The organism is Streptomyces sp. GbtcB6 (genome assembly GCF_019091475.1).
GTDB lineage: Bacteria > Actinomycetota > Actinomycetes > Streptomycetales > Streptomycetaceae > Streptomyces > Streptomyces hyaluromycini.
The window spans coordinates 102,880-120,751 of sequence record NZ_JAGXJL010000014.1 but is presented as its reverse complement, the minus strand read 5'-3'; the positions used below and the strand labels follow the sequence as shown (position 1 = coordinate 120,751).

15 protein-coding genes and 1 riboswitch are annotated in these 17,872 nt (G+C 72.0%); of the genes, 12 read left to right on the top strand and 3 right to left on the bottom strand.

Annotation, left to right across the window (positions count from 1 at the left end; all coding sequences use genetic code 11):
* Nucleotides 1-7 precede the first annotated feature (7 nt).
* The 3 genes from KVT45_RS24310 to KVT45_RS24300 all read right to left on the bottom strand — a co-directional run bounded on the left by KVT45_RS24310 (nucleotide 8) and on the right by KVT45_RS24300 (nucleotide 3,797).
* Entirely contained in the window at nucleotides 8-1,132 is a 1,125-nt protein-coding gene (locus KVT45_RS24310; protein WP_217550801.1) for a hypothetical protein, read from the bottom strand.
* Nucleotides 1,129-3,000 carry a M48 family metallopeptidase gene (locus tag KVT45_RS24305; RefSeq protein WP_217550799.1) on the bottom strand — a complete coding sequence of 624 codons (1,872 nt, stop codon included), beginning with the start codon at nucleotides 2,998-3,000 and terminating at the stop codon, nucleotides 1,129-1,131. Before KVT45_RS24305 ends, KVT45_RS24310 begins: the two co-directional genes overlap by 4 nt.
* An 83-nt stretch (nucleotides 3,001-3,083) precedes the next feature.
* Nucleotides 3,084-3,797, bottom strand: coding sequence for a hypothetical protein (locus KVT45_RS24300; RefSeq protein WP_217550797.1), 714 nt, complete (start codon nucleotides 3,795-3,797; stop codon nucleotides 3,084-3,086).
* A gap of 182 nt (nucleotides 3,798-3,979) precedes the next feature.
* On the opposite strand from KVT45_RS24300, the gene KVT45_RS24295 reads away from it, so the two are divergent.
* The 12 genes from KVT45_RS24295 (at nucleotide 3,980) to KVT45_RS24240 (ending at nucleotide 17,794) form a co-directional block, all read left to right on the top strand.
* Nucleotides 3,980-6,154, top strand: coding sequence for an N-6 DNA methylase (locus KVT45_RS24295; RefSeq protein ID WP_217550795.1), 2,175 nt, complete (start codon nucleotides 3,980-3,982; stop codon nucleotides 6,152-6,154).
* Nucleotides 6,155-6,357: 203 nt separating this feature from the next.
* Nucleotides 6,358-6,993, top strand: coding sequence for a hypothetical protein (locus KVT45_RS24290; RefSeq protein ID WP_217550793.1), 636 nt, complete (start codon nucleotides 6,358-6,360; stop codon nucleotides 6,991-6,993).
* Between the two features lie 38 nt (nucleotides 6,994-7,031).
* Nucleotides 7,032-8,519, top strand: coding sequence for a serine/threonine-protein kinase (locus KVT45_RS24285; protein WP_275539771.1), 1,488 nt, complete (start codon nucleotides 7,032-7,034; stop codon nucleotides 8,517-8,519).
* A gap of 104 nt (nucleotides 8,520-8,623) precedes the next feature.
* Nucleotides 8,624-9,448 carry a glycoside hydrolase domain-containing protein gene (locus tag KVT45_RS24280; RefSeq protein ID WP_217550792.1) on the top strand — a complete coding sequence of 275 codons (825 nt, stop codon included), beginning with the start codon at nucleotides 8,624-8,626 and terminating at the stop codon, nucleotides 9,446-9,448.
* Nucleotides 9,449-9,607: 159 nt separating this feature from the next.
* Nucleotides 9,608-10,255 carry a SurA N-terminal domain-containing protein gene (locus KVT45_RS24275; protein ID WP_217550790.1) on the top strand — a complete coding sequence of 216 codons (648 nt, stop codon included), beginning with the start codon at nucleotides 9,608-9,610 and terminating at the stop codon, nucleotides 10,253-10,255.
* 221 nt (nucleotides 10,256-10,476) lie between these two features.
* Nucleotides 10,477-11,412, top strand: coding sequence for a nucleoside triphosphate pyrophosphohydrolase (locus tag KVT45_RS24270; RefSeq protein WP_254647295.1), 936 nt, complete (start codon nucleotides 10,477-10,479; stop codon nucleotides 11,410-11,412).
* Nucleotides 11,409-12,665 carry a cytochrome P450 gene (locus tag KVT45_RS24265; protein ID WP_217550786.1) on the top strand — a complete coding sequence of 419 codons (1,257 nt, stop codon included), beginning with the start codon at nucleotides 11,409-11,411 and terminating at the stop codon, nucleotides 12,663-12,665. Before KVT45_RS24270 ends, KVT45_RS24265 begins: the two co-directional genes overlap by 4 nt.
* Before the next feature lie 198 nt (nucleotides 12,666-12,863).
* Nucleotides 12,864-13,862: a transglycosylase family protein gene (locus KVT45_RS24260; protein ID WP_217550784.1), complete on the top strand. Its 999-nt coding sequence runs from the start codon at nucleotides 12,864-12,866 to the stop codon at nucleotides 13,860-13,862.
* Between the two features lie 209 nt (nucleotides 13,863-14,071).
* A riboswitch (cyclic di-AMP (ydaO/yuaA leader) is annotated at nucleotides 14,072-14,246 on the top strand.
* A 4-nt stretch (nucleotides 14,247-14,250) separates the two neighbouring features.
* A complete protein-coding gene (locus KVT45_RS24255; RefSeq protein WP_217550782.1) occupies nucleotides 14,251-14,931 on the top strand; it encodes a transglycosylase family protein in 681 nt (226 codons plus the stop codon).
* Between the two features lie 376 nt (nucleotides 14,932-15,307).
* Nucleotides 15,308-16,594 (top strand): phosphopyruvate hydratase, encoded by a 1,287-nt coding sequence (gene eno / locus KVT45_RS24250; protein WP_089102262.1) that lies wholly within the window; start codon nucleotides 15,308-15,310, stop codon nucleotides 16,592-16,594.
* A 109-nt stretch (nucleotides 16,595-16,703) separates the two neighbouring features.
* Nucleotides 16,704-17,183, top strand: a complete 480-nt coding sequence (locus KVT45_RS24245) for a septum formation initiator family protein (RefSeq protein WP_217550780.1) — start codon at nucleotides 16,704-16,706, stop codon at nucleotides 17,181-17,183.
* 86 nt (nucleotides 17,184-17,269) lie between these two features.
* Nucleotides 17,270-17,794 carry a DUF501 domain-containing protein gene (locus KVT45_RS24240; RefSeq protein ID WP_217550778.1) on the top strand — a complete coding sequence of 175 codons (525 nt, stop codon included), beginning with the start codon at nucleotides 17,270-17,272 and terminating at the stop codon, nucleotides 17,792-17,794.
* The last annotated feature ends 78 nt before the right edge of the window (nucleotides 17,795-17,872 follow it).

The window sequence follows — 17,872 nt, the reverse complement described above, 5'->3', positions numbered from 1 at the left end:
GCGTGCGTCAGTACCCCAGGGCGCGGCCGCGCGGCGGAGGGGCGGGGCAGCCCGCCTTCTCCCAGGCCACGAAGGTGTTGGTGCGGGCGAAGACGAACGCCTTGACCGGGTTGGCGGAGTACGACCACGGCGGGCTGCCGACGTATCCGCCGACCGCCCGGAACTGCTCGACGGCCTCCGCGTACCGATCCGTCTGGAACAAGGCCTCCGCCAGCAGGTGCCGCACCGTCGGCAGCCGGTGATGCCCGGCCGGTGCCCACTCCACGGCGTCCAGGGTGGCGTCCACGGCCGCCTGCACGAACGGCTGGCGGTACACCGGCGCCTTGGGCTCCCGGGACGCGTGCTCCATCAGCGCGTGGAGGCGCAGTACGGACAGCAGGCTGCCCTGCGGCGCGGAGGCCGCGGCCTGCTCGGCGAACGCGTACATCAGCTCGTGCGAACCGCTCCACTTGGCGCACCAGTACTGCAAAGCGCTCATGTGCGCCCCGAAGTGGTGCGGATCGCGTGCGCCGACCTCGGCCCACAGCGCCCGGAAGTCGTCGTTCGACCAGCTGAGTCCCCGGGCGATGGTGAGCTGCGCTATCCAGGGACAGGGGTCCTCGGGTGCCATCCAGGCGGCCTCCTGGCAGGCGGGCAGCGCCTCGGCCAGCAGCCGGTGGAAGCCCTCGAACTGCTCCGCCGTGGTGTGCTTCGCCAGCTTCGCGCCGCGGACCTTGCCCGCGAGTACGACGAGCGCGTCGGCGTGCACCAGGGCGGCGGCCGGATCGCCGGGGTACTCGGTCCGCCACGCCTTGAGCCAGGTGTCGTCCTCGGCGGCGGCGTGGGTGAGGATGCCGAGCCGGTACCACCGCAGGTCCCAGTCCCGGCCAGCCCCGGCCAGGTAGGCGGCGGCCCGCCGCCAGTCGCCGGCGAGGGCGGCCTGCGCGACCGCGTCGGCCTCGGGATCGGGGCCCGCGAAACGGCTGTCGAGCTGAGCGGCGGGCACCAGCCCGTACTTGGCGGGGTCGATGTTGACCGGCGCCTTGGCCTTCGCCTCCGCCCGGAGCGCCCGCGCCTTGCGGGCGTTGCGCGGGACGGTGACGGCGGAGTAGGCGAGGACGCCGGCGCCGGCTATGTCGATGAGGACGTTCATACCGGGTCTTTCGGGTAGAGGCCGCCGGAAGAGGCGGGTGGCTGGGCGGGCGGACGAGCGGGCCGGGAGGCGGCCGAAGGGGCGATCCAAGGGTCGGCCGAGGAAGCCGTCGGAGCGCGGACGCCGCCGGACAGCAGGGCCCGCAGGGGGCCCGTGCCGGGCGGATCGGCGACCGCGTGGTCCAGGGCCGCCTCCAGTGCCTCGGCGAACTGTACGGGCGCCACCGCCCGGACCGGGGGCCCGGACCAGCACAGCTCCCACCGGCACAGCCCGGTGTCCAGCGCGGTGAGCAGGGCCAGTTGCCGCAGGGGCGAGCGGAAGGCCGTCCGGGCGAACTCGAGTGCCGCGCGGCCACTGCTCCGGCCGGCCTGCTCCGACCTGGGCAGCCGGCCGGCGATGTCGTACAGCAGGCCGTGGTCGACCAGGTCCAGAAGGCGGCCGAGGTGACCGAGGTGGTCGAGGTGACCGAGGTGGTCGAGGTGCGTCACTCCGGATACGGCGGCGCCCCTCGCGCCGGCCGCCTGGGCCATGGCCCCCAGCAGCGGCCCCGCTTCCCGCGCCCACCTCTCGCGCCGGGTCTGCGCGGGCAGTTCCGCCCAGGGCACCCGCCGCCAGGACAGCGTCTCCCGGCTCAGTACGGCTCGTTCCAGTCGGGCGAGGAGGCGCTCCGGCTCCCGGAGCAGCGCGAGGGCGGGGCGCCGGGGGAGCGTGGCGGCGCGTCCGTCGTCGGGGAGTGCCTCCAGCACCGCGATGCGGTCGGCCGTGGGCGGGTGGCTGTCGTACGGGGACCTCTCCTCGGGAACCACCTCCGGGAGCGGCCCGCGGGCCCACGCTTCCAGGTCCGCCCGGCGGGCGGGGTCCGCGAGCAGGAGGGCGAGCCCGCCGTGGAACTGCCCTTCCGGCGGCAGCAGTCCGGCGTCCCGGCCCATCAGGGCGTACTCGCGCAGGTAGAGATCGTCGGCGGCGTCGAGCACGGGGATGCGGCGCAGCGCGGCGGCCGTGGTGTCCCGTCCGGCGATCCGGGCGGCCACCAGGTCGGCCGCGTACTCCTGCCGGCGGCTGACGGCCTCGGTCAGGCGCAGACAGAGCCGGGCGTACGCGGAGAAGACGAGGGCCAGATAGTGGTCCGGGCCCCGCGTCGGCTCCCGCTTCACCGGCGGCGGCTTGCGGGCCGCCCGGCGCCGGGCGGCCCGCGCGGCGGCCCTCGCCTGCTCCTCGGCCTCCTCACGCGCGGCCCGCTGCCGCAACGTGTGCGCGGTGTGCAGCAGTCTGCCGTGCAGCGCCCAGAGCAGGCCGCCCAGCCGGGTGTCGTCGTGCGTGTAGTGGCCCAGTTCGTGCGCGAGCACGGCGTCCAGCTCGTCGTCCGGCAGGCCGATCAGCAGGGCGACGCCGAGGAAGAGCCGCCGTTCGCCCGCGACCAGCCCGAGCCATCGGGCGTCCTCCCGCACCATGGCATTGGCCCCCGGGATCACCCGGATCTCCGTGGGCGGCCGGGTGCCCACCCGCTCGGCCAGGTCCCGCACGCGCCGCCACAGCTCCGGCTGCTCCTGCGGCGTCGGTGACACACCGGGCACCTCGTCCTGCCCGTCCCCGGGGCCGCGGCTGAGCAGGACGACCCGCACCACGCACCAGGCGATCGCCAGCGAGCCGAGGCAGCCCTCGACGGCCATGACCGTGAAGCTCCCGTCCCGGGCCAGGAAGACGTCCAGGACCGCCAGCGCGACGAGGACGAGCAGAGCCAGCACGTAGAACCCGAGCAGCAGGCCGAGAACGAGCGCGGCACGCAGCGGTGTTCCGGGCACGCCCCGTTCGCGTACGGCGGTTTCCCCGGCGGCCGCCCGGCCGGCGGGGCGGGACGTGAGGCGCATCGGCATCCTTCACGGGAACGGAACGGTGGTGGGGCGTCGACGCCGGGCTCGGACCCGGCCGCACGCGTCGCCTGCTTCTTCGGCTACTTCTTCAGCGCCGAGAGGATCGTCGTCGTCACCTTCTTCGCGGACGCGGCACCGTTGTCGCCGCCCGCCGTGGACAGCACGGTGACCACGGAGGCGCCGGAACGGGCCGCGATCAGCGTGGTGCCGTTCTCCCAGTAGCCGCTCGTCAGTGTCATCGTGTAGGCCTCGTCACCGAGTCCGGTCGTGGAGCTGCCGGTGAGCTTCACCTTGGCGTGCGCGTCGGTGTCCGTGTACGTGGCGCACTCGGCGGCCACGGTCCGCAGCGCCTTCATCACGTCGGTCGCCGTGGTGCCCTGGAAGGCGTCGATCTCCTGGTCCACTTCCTCGGTCTTGTTCGCGTAGCCGTTCTGTGCGAACGACACCCCGCCCTTGTAGCCGGACGCCTGGATCCAGGACGTGGTCTCCAGCCTGGTGCAGTCCGGCTTGCCCGTCTTCCGGCCGGCCGGGGAGAGGAACCGGCCACCGCTGTCCGCGGAACCGTCGGACTCCAGGGTGAGCCCGGACGGGAAGGCCGAGGCGGGCGCCAGCGCCTTCTTCAGCCGGGTACCCGTGAGCAGACCGGAGTCGGGGTCCTTCGCCTTGGCCGGTGCGGCGCTCGTGCCGGTACCGGAGTCGGCGGTCGTACCGGTGGATCCGGAGGAGCAGGCGGTCAGGGCCAGCGGAAGGGTCGCGACGGCTATCAGCATCACGGCACGGGACGGGAGGCGCATCAGGAGTCCTTCTCGGGTGGGTTGGAGTGGCGAGTCAATAAGAGCAGAGGCTGTGAACCGAGTCAACATGGAGTGCGTAGTGCGTGACGTGCACGCCCGTGAAGGGGTAGATCTTGTGTACATCGGTATGCTCGGTGCACACAGGGGCACCTGGGTACCTGGGACGAGGGGAGAGAGGCCGCGTGCAGGACAACGCCACGGAGGTGACCGCGGCCGGTATCGCACGGCTCGCCGGAGTGGGCCGCGCCGCCGTCAGCAACTGGCGCCGCCGGCACGCCGACTTCCCCAAGCCGGTCGGCGGCACCGAGACCAGTCCGTCCTTCGCACTCGCCGAGGTCGAGTCCTGGCTGCGTGAGCAGGGAAAACTCGCCGAGGTCCCGCTGCGCGAGCGGGTCTGGCAGCAGCTCGCCGGGCACCCCGAGGGCGCGCTGACGGCGCTGGTGCACGCCGGCTGTGCGCTGCTGCTGATCCACGAACGCCCCACCGTCTGGCTCGACGTGAGCGCCGGCTCGGACGAGCGCCTGGCCGCGATGCTGCCGGGCGCGCTGGAGCAGGTGCTGACCGCGCGCCTCGGCGGGGCAGTGGAGCGCACGGTTCACAGCGGCCGGTCCGCGGGCGGCGCCGAGACTGTGAACAGTCCCGGCAGTGCAGCGGGTGTGAACACACCAGTGGACGCCCGCCCTGTGAACACCCCGCCGACGACACCCGGCGCGACCGTCGCCCCCATCACCCCCGCCGTCCGCACCCCCACCGGCCCCCAACTCCTCCCGTCCGCCCCGCTCCTGCGCGGCGCCGCCGAGCTGGCCGCCGAGGCCGGGGCCCGGCAGGCCTTCGAGTTCCTGCTGGGCCGGCACCTGGACGCCAACCCCCGCCAGTACACGCTCACCCCGTCCGACCTCGCCGGTCTCATGGCCGACCTGGCCGGCCCCGCCCGTACCGTGCTGGACCCGGCCTGCGGGACCGGTGCCCTGCTGCGGGCCGTGGACGTCCGCCCCGGCCAGGAGCTGTACGCCCAGGACAGCGCCCCCGATCTCGCCGCGCTCACCGCGCTGCGGCTCGCGCTGCACTCCCGGGCCGGGGTGCACGGCGCCGCCGGCGACACCCTGCGCGCCGACGCCTACCCGGAGCTGCGCGCCGACGCGGTGCTCTGCCACCCGCCGTTCAACGAGCGCAACTGGGGCCACGACGAGCTGGCGTACGACGCACGCTGGGAGTACGGCTTCCCCGCGCGCACCGAGTCGGAACTGGCCTGGGTGCAGCACGCCCTGGCCCGGCTCGCCGACGGCGGCACCGCGGTGCTGCTGATGCCGCCGGCCGTCGCGTCCCGCCGTTCCGGGCGCCGGATCCGTGCCGACCTGCTGCGCCGGGGTGCGCTCAGGGCGCTCGTAGCGCTCCCGGTCGGGGCGGCGCCGCCGTACAGCATCCCGCTGCACCTGTGGGTGTTGCGCCGGCCCGACCGGACGCCGGCCACGCCCGAGGTGCTGCTCGTGGACACCGGGAGGTTCGCAGGCGAAGGGCGGGGCGGCCCGGACTGGGCGGCGGTACGGGACGCCGTCCTGGACGCCTGGCGTGCCTTCGAGCGCACTGGGGGGCCGGTGGAACGGCCGGGGCTGGCCCGTTCGGTGCCGGTCATCGAACTCCTCGACGACGACGTGGACCTCGCCCCCGCCCGCCATCTGCCCCCGGCGGCCGGGGCCGACGGCGCGGAACAGCTCACCGCGGTCCGCGAACGGTTCGGTGTGACCCTGCGCCTGACCGCCGACCTCACCCCGCCGCCGGCCGACCAGGCGCCGCCCGCGCGGTGGCCGCTCACCACGGTCGGCGAACTCGCGCGCGCGGGCGCGCTGGTGCTGCGCACCGGCGGGAACGGCGGCCACGCGCGCGTGCCCGTGCTCACCGACCACGACGTCCTTGCCGCGGTGGCCCCCTCGGGCACGCTTCCCGAGAGCGAAGAGGAGGCCGTGCTGACCGAGTCGGGCGACGTCGTCGTACCGGTCCTCGGCGGCGGTTCGGTGGCGCGCGTGATCGACGATGCGACGTCGGGTGCCGCCCTGGGGCGCAACCTCGTGCTCCTGCGCCCCGATCACACGGCCATCGACCCCTGGTTCCTGGCCGGCTTCCTGCGCGGCACCGCCAACAACCGGCAGGCCAGCAGCTATGCCTCCACCGCGACCCGGCTGGACGTGCGCCGGCTCCAGCTGCCCCGGCTCCCCTTGGAGGAACAGCGGCGCTACGGCGCGCGCTTCCGCGCACTCGACGAGTTCGAGCGGGCGCTGCGCCACGCGAACCGGCTCGGGGAGCACCTCGTGCGCGGAATGTACGACGGCCTCACCGACGGGACCGTCACGCCCGACTGATCCCTGATTGGCCCTTGAACGATCCTTTCCCGGTGCGTCCCGGCAGTCGGTCCGACAACGGTTCGGTACAACCCGGACCGGTTGTCCGTGCCGGGCCATATGCTCGAAGCGACCATCACACGACCGATGTTGTCCGCGGGCGGACGGCGCCGGACGGTCGAGTACGCCCTTTTCAGGGAACTTCAGGCAACACAGGAGCGATCATGCAAGGCCAGGGCCATGCGCAGCCGGTGCAGCGGCCGCCGCACGACGCGGTACTGGTCCTGTTGCGCGTGGTGTTCGTGGCGGTCGGGGTGTTCAGCGCCGGCTTCCTGGCATGGGCGATGCTGCTGCGGCTGGCCGTGGTGACCCGCAGGTCGGTCGACTCCGGCCTGCTGGTGGCGGCCGCGGCGGCCGACGTCCTCAGCCTCGTGCTGCTGGGCAGCGAACCGGGCGACGACGTGCACACCACCGGCGGCTACCTGGGGATCACCCTGCTGTTCGGCACGCTCCTGGCCACCATCGTCTACTACCTCGCGGCCGACGTGCGCCACTTCCAGCGGCAGCGCGAGGCGTACGCGGCGCAGACGTACGGCTACCCGCCCGCCCCCTCGCCGTACGCCACGGGGACGACGCCCCTGGGCATGCAGCCCCCGCACACCCCGCCCCCGCACACCCCGCCCCCGCACACCGTGCCCCCGATGTCCCGGCCGCCGCTCGCGCAGCCTCCGATACCCGCGCCGCCCCAGCACCCGGCGCCCGCCCGGATCGAGCAGGTACGCGCCGAACTCGACGAGCTCAGCGACTACCTGCGCAAGCACGACGGGCACCACGAGGGCGACTACGAGGGCGGAAGGTGACCGTGGCGACAGGACGTGTCGTCGCCGGCCGCTACGAGCTGTCCACGCTCATCGGGCAGGGCGGCATGGGCCAGGTGTGGACGGCGTACGACCAGCGGCTCGACCGGCGGGTGGCGGTGAAGCTGCTGCGCCCCGACAAGGTGGCGGGCGCGGAGGCGGAGGAACTGCGCCGGCGGTTCCTGCGGGAGTGCCGGGTCACCGCGCAGGTCGACCACCCCGGGCTGGTCACCGTGCACGACGCGGGCAGCGAGGGCGAGGAGCTCTTCCTCGTCATGCAGTACGTGGACGGCGCCGACCTCTCCGACCACCTGGCGGAGCACGACCCGTACCCGTGGCAGTGGGCGGTGGCGGTGGCCGCGCAACTGTGCGCCGTGCTGAGCGCCGTGCACGCGGTGCCGATCGTCCACCGCGACCTCAAGCCGCGCAATGTGATGGTGAAGCAGGACGGCACGGTCACCGTCCTCGACCTGGGCGTGGCCTCCGTCATGGACACGGACACCACCCGCCTCACCCACACCGGCTCCCCGATCGGCTCGCCCGCCTACATGGCACCCGAGCAGGCGATGGGCGGCGCGGTCGGCCCGTACACCGACCTGTACGCGCTCGGCGTGCTGCTGCACGAACTGCTCAGCGGGGAGGTGCCGTTCGCGGGTTCCACGGCGCTCGGCGTGCTGCACCGGCACCTGTACGAGCCGCCGCTGCCCGTACGCCGGATCCGCCCCGAGGTCCCGGAGCCGCTCGAAAGCCTCGTGCTGCGCCTGCTCGCCAAGGACCCGCAGCACCGGCCGGCGTCCGCGCAGGAGGTCTACGAGAACCTGGCGTCGCTCCTGCCCCCGCGCGGGATGCCCTCCGGGGCGCCCCTGGACCCCACCCGCCCCTTCCTGCGTCCGCACGCCCCCTGGCCGGACCGGGCGCGGACGCCCGCACCGCGGCCCGCCGCCCCCGTGGCCGCCGTACCGGACAGACCGGATGTCGCCGCCGCCGTCGACGAGGTCAAGCGGCTGCTCGGGGAGGGGCGCATCACCCAGGCCGTCGACATCCTGGGCGCGATCCTGCCGGTCGCCGCCGACCGGCACGGCGAGCGCTCCACGGTCGTACGCACCCTGCGCAAGCAGTACGCGGCCACGCTGATGGACGACGGGCAGTACCGGCGCGCGCTGCCCGAACTGCGCCGGCTCGCCGAGGAACGCGCCGCCGAGGCGGGCCAGGCCGACCCCCAGGTCCTGCGCTTCCGCTACGAGACCGCCCAGTGCCTGGAACAGCTCGGCGAACCGGCGGCGGCGCTCGCGGAGTACCGCGCGCTGCTGCCGTACTACGAGAACCAGTACGTGGCCGGCGATCCGCAGCTCGCGCACGACGTGCGCCGCCGGATCGGGCATCTGCTGCTCGCGCTCGGCGACCGGCCCGCCGCGCACGACACGCTCGCCCGGCTGCTGATGGACCTGGAACGGCTGCACGGACCCGGACACCCGATGGCCGCCGAGGTCCGGCGCACGTTGCAGTGGCTGGGACAGGTACGCGGCTAGCCGTCACCGGCCTGGCAGACGACCGGCTCCGGCCTCCTGATAGGTTGCGGTCCGTTTTCCTCGGTCTTTCTTGCACAGTGCATACACAGGGGTGGGGTAGGGGCATGTCCGGCCATCGGCAGTCGAAGAAGCGCAGATACATCACCTGGGGCGTCGCGGGCGCCGCCGTCGTCGCCGGGGCCGGGATCGCCGCGCAGACCTCCATGGCGGCCACCACCTGGCCCGCCCAGAAGACGTTCACCGGCCGGGCCTTCGACACCTGCGCCGCGCCCTCCGCCGACGTGATGAAGGCCTGGAACACCGGCTTCTACGGCGCCGCGGCTGTCTACATCGGAGGGAAGAACCGCGGCTGCAACCAGCCCAACCTCACCGCCTCCTGGGTCAAGACCGTCACCGCCGCGGGCTGGAAGCTCATCCCGCTCTACGTCGGCTCCCAGCCGTCCTGCGGATCCGGCGGCTCCGTGAAGATCAGCGCGGCCACCGCCGCCTCCGTCGGCAAGTCCGAGGCGGACGACGCCGTGTCCAAGGCCGCCGCCCTCGGCATGAAGGCGGGCAGCCCGGTCTACCTCGACATGGAGGCGTACGACACGACGAACACGTCGTGCAACAACGCCGTGCTGACGTATGTCCGCGCCTTCGACAAGGAACTGCACGCGAAGACGTACCGCGCGGGCTACTACGGCTTCACCAGCTCCAGCGCCAAGGCGATCGCGAACGCCACCGACAAGACGGACCTGCCGGGCAACCTCTGGTACGCGCTGTGGGACCAGAAGAACACCACGACCACGGACTGGCCGTTCGGTGCGTCGCAGTACACCGGGCACAGCCGGGCCCACCAGTACATGGTGAACAGCAAGGAGACGCGCGGCGGTCACACGATCACCGTGGACCGCGACGCCTGGGACGCCCCGGTGGCGATCACGGGCTGAGCGGGGTCCGTACCGCAAACCCTTCCGGAGGGTGGTGCGGCGGTGCCGGATGCGCGTGTGAATCGTTGGTCGAATGGGTTGGCCAGAGCTTGCCCACTGCCTACCATCGATCACCGCAAGACTTTGTGCACCGTCGCACAATCTCCTCGGGAGGCATCCTTGCACCGCCGCCGTCGCACCGCGCTCGTCCTCTCCGCCGCGATCGCCGCCGCGGCCCCCTTCCTCACCGCCTGCGGAAGCGACGCGCACCCGGGCGCTGCGGCCGTCGTGGGCGGCCAGCGGATCACCGTCTCGCAGCTGGAGAACCGCGTGAACGAGGTGCGCCGGGCCCAGCGCGCCGCGGTGCCGGACGAGGCGCAGTACCAGCAGGTCCTCGCCTCCACCAGCAGCCTCACCCGGGACACCCTGTACAACATGGTCCTCGACCGGGTGCTGCAGCGGGCCGTCCAGGACGCGGGCATCACCGTCAGCCGCAAGGAGGTCGAGGCGACGCGCACCGGCTACGAACAGCAGCTCGGCGGCGCCAAGGCGCTGCAGACCGCCTGGCTGCAGAAGTACGGCATCGCCCCCGAGCGCCTGGACGACAACCTCCGCTTCCAGACGGAGGCCACGAAGCTCGCCCAGCTGCTCGGCACCGACACCTCACAGCCCGCCTTCTGGAAGGTCCTGGCCAAGGCCTCCAAGGAACTCCACGTCGACCTCAACCCCCGCTACGGCGCCTGGGACGTCCAGAGGAGCAGCCGCGTGGACGCCAAGACGCCGTGGGTACGGGAGGTCACGTCGGCGGGGACGCAGGTGTCGGCGTAGGGCAGGCCACCGGGGAAGGCCACGGGGGTAGTCACGTCCGTGCCGGTCATACGATCACTTGATCGCCCCTGCCCTGTGGACAAACCACGAGGTCGGCGGCGGCGGTGCGTTACGTTCGGAGCGTGAACACCACCAGGCCAGAACCCACCACCCCGGAACCCGCACCGGAACCCGCACCGGAACCTGCTCCGACCTCCCGGCCCGACGCCGGCCGCGTCGTCCTGCTGACCACCAGCCACCGGGTCGCCCCCGGCCTGCTGTCCTGGCCCGCATGGCAGGCGCTGCGCGCGGCGGACCGCGTGCTGTGTGCGGACGGCGCGCATCCGCAGCTGCCGTATCTGCGGGAGGCCGGGACGGCCGTGGACGAGGCCGCCCCCACCGCCCAGGAGCTGGTCGACGCCTGCGCCGGCGGCCGGACGGTGGTGGTCGTGGCGGCGGGCGAGGGCGAGCCCGCCCTCACGGACGGCCTGGCCCGCCTGGCCGGCTCCGGCCGCGTCCGGATGCCCGAGCTGGAACTGCTCCCCGCCTCCTACGACCTGCCCGGCGCCCGCCTCCTCGACCTCGTCCAGGTCATGGACCGGATCCGCGCGGAGTGCCCCTGGTCGTCCCGGCAGACCCACAAGGGCCTCGCGAAGTACGGCATCGAGGAGGCGTACGAACTCGTCGAGGCGATCGAGGAGGGCGACCGCGACGAACTGCGGGAGGAACTGGGCGACGTGCTCCTCCAGGTCGTCTTCCACGCGCGGATCGCGGAGGAGGACCCGGACGCCCCCTTCTCGATCGACGACGTGGCGGGAGGCATCGTCGCGAAGCTCATCCACCGCCACCCGCACGTCTTCGGCGACGAGACCGCGGCGACGCCGGAAGAGGTCAAGGAGCACTGGCTGCGCACGAAGGCGATAGAGAAGCGGCGCGAGTCGGTGACGGACGGGATACCCCTCGCGCAGCCGGGTCTCGCACTGGCGGCGAAGCTGGCCTCGCGGGTGCGGACGGCGGGGCTTGAGGTGCCGCTGCCGCAGACGCAGGGCATCGGGTATGAGCTGCTAGCGCTGGCGGCCCGCGCGGAGGCGGAGGGCGTCGACCCGGAGGCGGCACTGCGGGCGGCGGCCCGGGCCTACCGGGACGCGGTGCGGGCGACGGAGGGCGTGGAGAAGTGACCGCAGCCACCCCCGACCTCTTCACCTGGGAGTTCGCCGCCGACCCGTACCCCGCCTACGCCTGGCTGCGGGAGCACGAGCCCGTGCGGCGGACCAAGCTGCCCAGTGGGGTGGAGGCCTGGCTGGTCACCCGGTACACCGATGCCAAGCAGGCCCTCGCCGACCCCCGTCTCTCCAAGAACCCGGCGCATCACGACGAGCCCGCGCACGCCAAGGGGAAGACCGGCATCCCCGGGGAGCGCAAGGCCGAGCTGATGACGCATCTGCTCAACATCGATCCGCCCGACCACACCCGGCTGCGGCGGCTGGTGAGCAAGGCGTTCACACCACGCCGGGTGGCCGAGTTCACGCCACGGGTGCAGGAGCTGACCGACCGGCTCATCGACGGGTTCGCGGCCACCGGGTCCGCCGACCTCATCCACGACTTCGCCTTCCCGCTCCCCATCTACGCCATCTGCGACCTGCTCGGCGTCCCGCGCGAGGACCAGGACGACTTCCGGGACTGGGCCGGCATGATGATCCGCCACGGGGGCGGGCCGCGGGGCGGGGTCGCGCGGTCGGTGAAGAAGATGCGGGGGTATCTGGCCGAGCTGATCCACCGGAAGAGGCAGGCGCTGCCCGCCGAGCCGGCTCCCGGTGAGGACCTCATCTCCGGGCTCATCCGGGCCTCGGACCACGGTGAGCACCTCACCGAGAACGAGGCCGCGGCCATGGCGTTCATCCTGTTGTTCGCGGGGTTCGAGACCACCGTCAACCTGATCGGGAACGGGACGTACGCCCTGCTCACCCATCCTGAGCAGCGCGCCCGGCTGCAGGACTCACTCGCCGCCGGTGAGCGCGGGCTGCTGGAGACCGGTGTCGAGGAACTGCTGCGCTACGACGGGCCGGTGGAGCTGGCCACCTGGCGGTTCGCCACCGAGCCGGTCGACATCGGCGGGCAGCACATCGCGCCCGGCGACCCGGTCCTGGTCGTCCTGGCCGCGGCGGACCGGGACCCGGAGCGGTTTGCCCAGCCGGACACCCTCGATCTGTCACGGCGGGACAACCAGCACCTCGGATACGGCCACGGCATCCACTACTGCCTCGGCGCCCCGCTCGCCCGCCTGGAGGGCCAGACCGCCCTCGCCACCCTCCTCACCCGTCTTCCCGACCTGCGACTCGCTGTGGAAGAAGGGGATTTGCGGTGGCGCGGCGGGCTCATCATGCGCGGACTTCGCACACTCCCCGTGGAGTTCACGCCCGCCGGACGATGAGCCCTTGCCGGGCCCTCGCCGAAGCCCTTACAGGTCCGTACGGGCAAAAGGTGACCAGCGTTCAAGTCTGTGATCTTCACGTGATCTGCGCGGCATTAACTTGTGACAAGTGATCGTCTGCCGATACGTTCACCCATCAGCACGGCGCCCTGCGGGACCCGCCGTGCCGGTCACCGCTGTCGCTCGAAAGGTTTCCGCATGCTCTCCGGGAACGGTCGTCACCGTCGCCCCCGTCAGGCTCCGGCTCTCCTCGTCGCGGCCGGGGTGACCGGCTCCGCCATCGCCATCCCGCTCCTCGGTGCGGTGAGCGCCCACGCGGCCGACGGCTCCACCTGGGACCAGGTGGCCGAGTGCGAGAGCGGCGGCTCCTGGAGCGCCGACAACGGCACCGGCTACTACGGCGGCCTCCAGATGTCCCTGGACGACTGGAGCAAGTACGGAGGCCTGGAGTACGCCAGTACGCCCGACCAGGCGAGCCGTTCGCAGCAGATCGCGGTCGCCGAGAAGATACTCGCCGACCAGGGCACCAAGCCCTGGCGGACCTGTGCGCTGCTCGCCGGGCTCTCGTCCGACGACGCCTCGGTGAACGTCGACACGGGACTCGGCGACTCGGGTGATTCGTCCGGTTCCTCCGACTCGTCGGACTCGTCCTCCGGGCTGTCGGATTCGTCGTCTTCTTCCTCCTCCTCTGGTTCCGGTTCCTCCTCGGGTGCCGCGGACTCCGGGGGCGACTCCGCCACTCCCTCCCCGAGTGCGAGCGGTGACTCCAAGGCGGACGCCTCCGGTAAATCCAGCAAGACGGACAAGTCGGGATCTTCCGACTCCGGCTCCGGCTCGGGTGCCTCGAAGGCGAGTGAGAGTCCCGTCATCTCCGAGGCTGACGGATCGGACAATTCATCGCAGACCGGGGGTTCTTGGAGCCTGGTCGACACGGGGGCCGTCAGTAGCGGCGGCAAGCATCGGGGCGGCTCGGCGGACGAAAACGTGACAAACGGTCAGAGTGCCACCTCCTCCGGCCGTCACGCCTCCCGCGACAGCGGCACCTACACCGTCCACGCCGGCGACACCCTCGCCTCCATCGCCGACTCCCTTGACCTCGACGGTGGATGGCGTGCGCTCTATGCCGCGAACAAGGCGGCCATCGGCACCGACCCGAACAACATCGCCGCCGGTCAGACCCTGAAACTCGGTAGCTAAACGGACGAAAAGCGGCGGGAGTTGGCGTCTCCCGGCCGCCCCACTTAGAAGTTAAATGTCCGGTTTGGTGAAAGTGTGGGATGAGTCTCAGAAGCCCTGATCATCTTTGAAATTCACCGGATGCCCTGTTTACGGTCAAGGCCGCTCGTCACCACGAGCCCCGGCCGTCGCAACGCCGAGTCCTGCCAGCGGCCGTCCGGGAACAGTCGACGCGTCAAGCGCCGTAGGCAGGAGCGGGGGACCCAAGGTAAGTGCCGGGACCGGTAGTTGAGGCTGCCGATCCGGCTCGGGGTGAAGCCGCGCACCGACACACGGGTGTGCGGCCGGGCAACTCAACCGGCCCGAACCCGACAGCTCACCTCGCAGGCGTCGGTGAGGGGATCGATCCATGCTGTTTTCCGGCAAGGGCAAGCACCGTCGTCCGTCCAAGGCCGTCCGCGCCATCGCTGTCGCCGGTGTCACCGGCGTCGCCGTCGCCGCCCCGCTGATGGCGGCCGGCAGCGCCTCCGCCGCCACCGCCTCCGAGTGGGACGCCGTCGCCCAGTGCGAGTCGGGCGGCAACTGGGCCATCAACACCGGCAACGGCTACTACGGCGGTCTGCAGTTCTCCGCCTCCACCTGGGCCGCGTACGGCGGCACGCAGTACGCCGCGCAGGCCAACCAGGCCACCAAGGCCCAGCAGATCCAGATCGCCGAGAAGGTCCTCGCCGCGCAGGGCAAGGGTGCCTGGCCGACCTGCGGCACGGGCCTGTCCAGCGCCGCCTACACCGGCAGCGGCTCCAGCTCCTCGTCGAGCAGCAGCGCCGGCACGAGCAGCCGTACGACCGACACGCAGGCCGCCTCCCGCTCCGCCGAGCGTCCGGCCGCGACCAAGACGGTCACCACCCCGGCCGGCAAGAAGGTCAAGAAGGGCGACGGCGAGTACAAGGTCGTCAAGGGCGACACCCTCAGCTCGATCGCCGAGAAGCACAAGGTCAAGGGCGGCTGGCAGGCGCTGTTCAAGCTGAACAAGGGCATCGTCCAGGACGCCGACTTCATCTACCCGGGCCAGCAGCTCCACCTCAAGTAGGACGGGGGGCGACCGCCGTAAGTACTAGGCGGCGCCCAGCTGAACCACAGCGCCCGCACAACCGCGGTCCCCATAGTGGAGGCCACGTGAGGGCCACCCCCGTCCCCACGGGCCCCCGCCTCGGTGCGTTTTCCCCCGTACGCACCGGGGCGGGGTTTCTCTTTGCCGTCCCCTTCTTGGCCCGCTCTTCTCCCGTTCTTCATCGGGACCCTCTTTGTTCCGCACGTGAACAATGAGTACCGTCTGTGTGTCCACGGGCCGGTCGGTCGTGCCGGCCGACGGCCCTGGGACGGTTAGGCTCTAGTCGCAAGGCTGAGCAAGGGCCGGCAAGGCCCGCGTGCGCCCCGCACAACCAGCGTCACATCCCAAGAAGGAGATGCTCGTGCCGTCCATCGACGTCGTCGTAGCCCGGGAAATCCTGGACTCCCGAGGCAACCCCACGGTCGAGGTCGAGGTCGGCCTCGACGACGGCAGCACGGGTCGTGCCGCCGTTCCGTCCGGTGCCTCCACCGGTGCCTTCGAGGCCATCGAGCTCCGTGACGGCGACCCCAACCGCTACCTGGGCAAGGGTGTCGAGAAGGCCGTCCTCGCCGTCATCGAGCAGATCGGCCCGGAGCTGGTCGGCTACGACGCCACCGAGCAGCGCCTCATCGACCAGGCGATGTTCGACCTGGACGCCACCGACAACAAGGGCTCGCTCGGCGCCAACGCCATCCTCGGCGTCTCCCTCGCCGTCGCGCACGCCGCCTCCGAGGCGTCCGACCTCCCGCTCTTCCGCTACCTGGGCGGCCCGAACGCGCACCTGCTGCCGGTGCCGATGATGAACATCCTCAACGGCGGCTCGCACGCGGACTCCAACGTCGACATCCAGGAGTTCATGATCGCCCCGATCGGCGCGGAGTCCTTCTCCGAGGCGCTGCGCTGGGGTGCCGAGGTCTACCACACCCTCAAGAAGGTCCTGAAGTCGAAGGGCCTGGCCACCGGTCTCGGCGACGAGGGCGGCTTCGCGCCGAACCTGGAGTCCAACCGCGCCGCGCTCGACCTCATCCTGGAGGCGATCAAGCAGGCCGGTTACGTCCCCGGTGAGCAGATCGCCCTTGCGCTCGACGTCGCCGCGTCCGAGTTCTACAAGGACGGCAAGTACGAGTTCGAGGGCAAGTCCCGCTCGGCCGCCGAGATGACCGAGTACTACGAGGAGCTCGTCGCCGCGTACCCGCTGGTCTCCATCGAGGACCCGCTGTTCGAGGACGACTGGGCCGGCTGGAAGGTCCTCACCGACAAGCTCGGTGACAAGGTCCAGATCGTCGGCGACGACCTGTTCGTCACCAACCCGGAGCGCCTCGCCCGCGGTATCGAGGAGGGCACCGCCAACGCCCTGCTGGTGAAGGTGAACCAGATCGGTTCCCTGACCGAGACCCTGGACGCCGTCGAGCTCGCCCAGCGCAACGGCTTCAAGTGCATGATGTCGCACCGCTCCGGCGAGACCGAGGACGTCACCATCGCCGACCTCGCCGTCGCCACCAACTGCGGCCAGATCAAGACCGGCGCCCCGGCCCGCTCCGAGCGCGTCGCCAAGTACAACCAGCTGCTGCGCATCGAGGAGATCCTCGACGACGCGGCGGTGTACGCGGGCCGCAGCGCCTTCCCCCGCTTCAAGGGCTGAGCCTTACGGAGTCATGGCTTAGCCAGTCGTACGTACGTCCCCGTACCCGGTCCCGTACCGTGTCCGGGGACGTACGCACGTACCAGGGTTGACCCAGGGAGGCGGGGACATGGCTGTGAAGGACCGGGACCGGTTCTCCACCGCGACCAGGCTCAAGCTGCTCGGCGAGCAGACCGCGGCCCGGGTCTACCGCTCCCAGACCAGGCGCCAGGCCCGCCGCTCCCGGCTCACCGGCCGCGCGGCGCTGCTCGCGATCGTGCTCTGCACGATGATCGTCGCGCTCGCCTATCCGATGCGGCAGTACGTCTCCCAGCGCGCCGAGATCTCCGACCTCGAACGCCAGCAGCAGCAGGCCCGGCAGCGGGTCGAGCAGCTGCGGGACCTCAAGGCGCGGTGGCAGGACGACGCGTACGCCGAGCAGCAGATCCGGCAGCGGCTGCACTATGTGATGCCGGGGGAGACCGGGTACGTCGTGATCGATCCCGGTGCCGCCAAGCAGGCGCACGCCTACCTCGGGGCGGCCGACCGGCCCTGGTACGCGAACGTCTGGGACGGCGTCGACAAGTCCGACGCGTCGTCCGACCAGTGAGCAGCAGAGCAGCAGAGCAGTAGCGCAGCAGAGCAGTGGCGCAGTAGCGCAGCAGAGCAGTAGCGCAGCAGAGCAGAAAGACAGGCATGGAAACGGCTCCTCCCTCCACTCCGCGTACCGAGCCGACCGACGCGGACGTCGAGGCCTTCAAGCAGCAGCTCGGGCGGCCGCCGCGCGGACTGCGGGCGATCGCGCACCGGTGCCCGTGCGGGCAGCCGGACGTCGTGGAGACCGCACCGCGGCTGCCGGACGGGACGCCGTTCCCGACGCTGTACTACCTGACGTGCCCGAAGGCCGCGTCCGCGATCGGCACCCTCGAGGCCAACGGCGTGATGAAGGAGATGACGGCGCGGCTGGAGAGCGATCCGGAGCTGGCGGCGGCGTACCGGGCCGCGCACGAGGACTACATCCGGCGCCGGGACCAGATCGAGGAACTGACGGGCTTTCCGAGCGCCGGGGGCATGCCGGACCGGGTGAAGTGCCTGCACGTCCTGGTGGCCCACTCGCTGGCCGCCGGCCCCGGCGTGAACCCGCTCGGCGACGAGGCGATCGCGATGCTGCCGGAGTGGTGGGCCAAGGGGGCGTGCGTGGTGCCCTCCGCTGGAGACTGAGCGTCGGACAGCTCACCGTCCCAGGGGGCTCCGCCCCCTGGACCCCCGAGACCTTCCCCCACCCACCACCCGACTCGG

Excerpts from the sequence above, each read along its gene's own strand:
- KVT45_RS24310 (WP_217550801.1), bottom strand. The coding sequence starts at position 1,132 with ATGAACGTCCTCATCGACATAGCCGGCGCCGGCGTCCTCGCCTACTCC.
- KVT45_RS24305 (WP_217550799.1), bottom strand. The coding sequence starts at position 3,000 with ATGCGCCTCACGTCCCGCCCCGCCGGCCGGGCGGCCGCCGGGGAAACC.
- KVT45_RS24300 (WP_217550797.1), bottom strand. The coding sequence starts at position 3,797 with ATGCGCCTCCCGTCCCGTGCCGTGATGCTGATAGCCGTCGCGACCCTT.
- KVT45_RS24290 (WP_217550793.1), top strand. The coding sequence starts at position 6,358 with ATGCAAGGCCAGGGCCATGCGCAGCCGGTGCAGCGGCCGCCGCACGAC.
- KVT45_RS24280 (WP_217550792.1), top strand. The coding sequence starts at position 8,624 with ATGTCCGGCCATCGGCAGTCGAAGAAGCGCAGATACATCACCTGGGGC.
- KVT45_RS24260 (WP_217550784.1), top strand. The coding sequence starts at position 12,864 with ATGCTCTCCGGGAACGGTCGTCACCGTCGCCCCCGTCAGGCTCCGGCT.
- KVT45_RS24255 (WP_217550782.1), top strand. The coding sequence starts at position 14,251 with ATGCTGTTTTCCGGCAAGGGCAAGCACCGTCGTCCGTCCAAGGCCGTC.
- eno (WP_089102262.1), top strand. The coding sequence starts at position 15,308 with ATGCTCGTGCCGTCCATCGACGTCGTCGTAGCCCGGGAAATCCTGGAC.
- KVT45_RS24245 (WP_217550780.1), top strand. The coding sequence starts at position 16,704 with ATGGCTGTGAAGGACCGGGACCGGTTCTCCACCGCGACCAGGCTCAAG.
- KVT45_RS24240 (WP_217550778.1), top strand. The coding sequence starts at position 17,270 with ATGGAAACGGCTCCTCCCTCCACTCCGCGTACCGAGCCGACCGACGCG.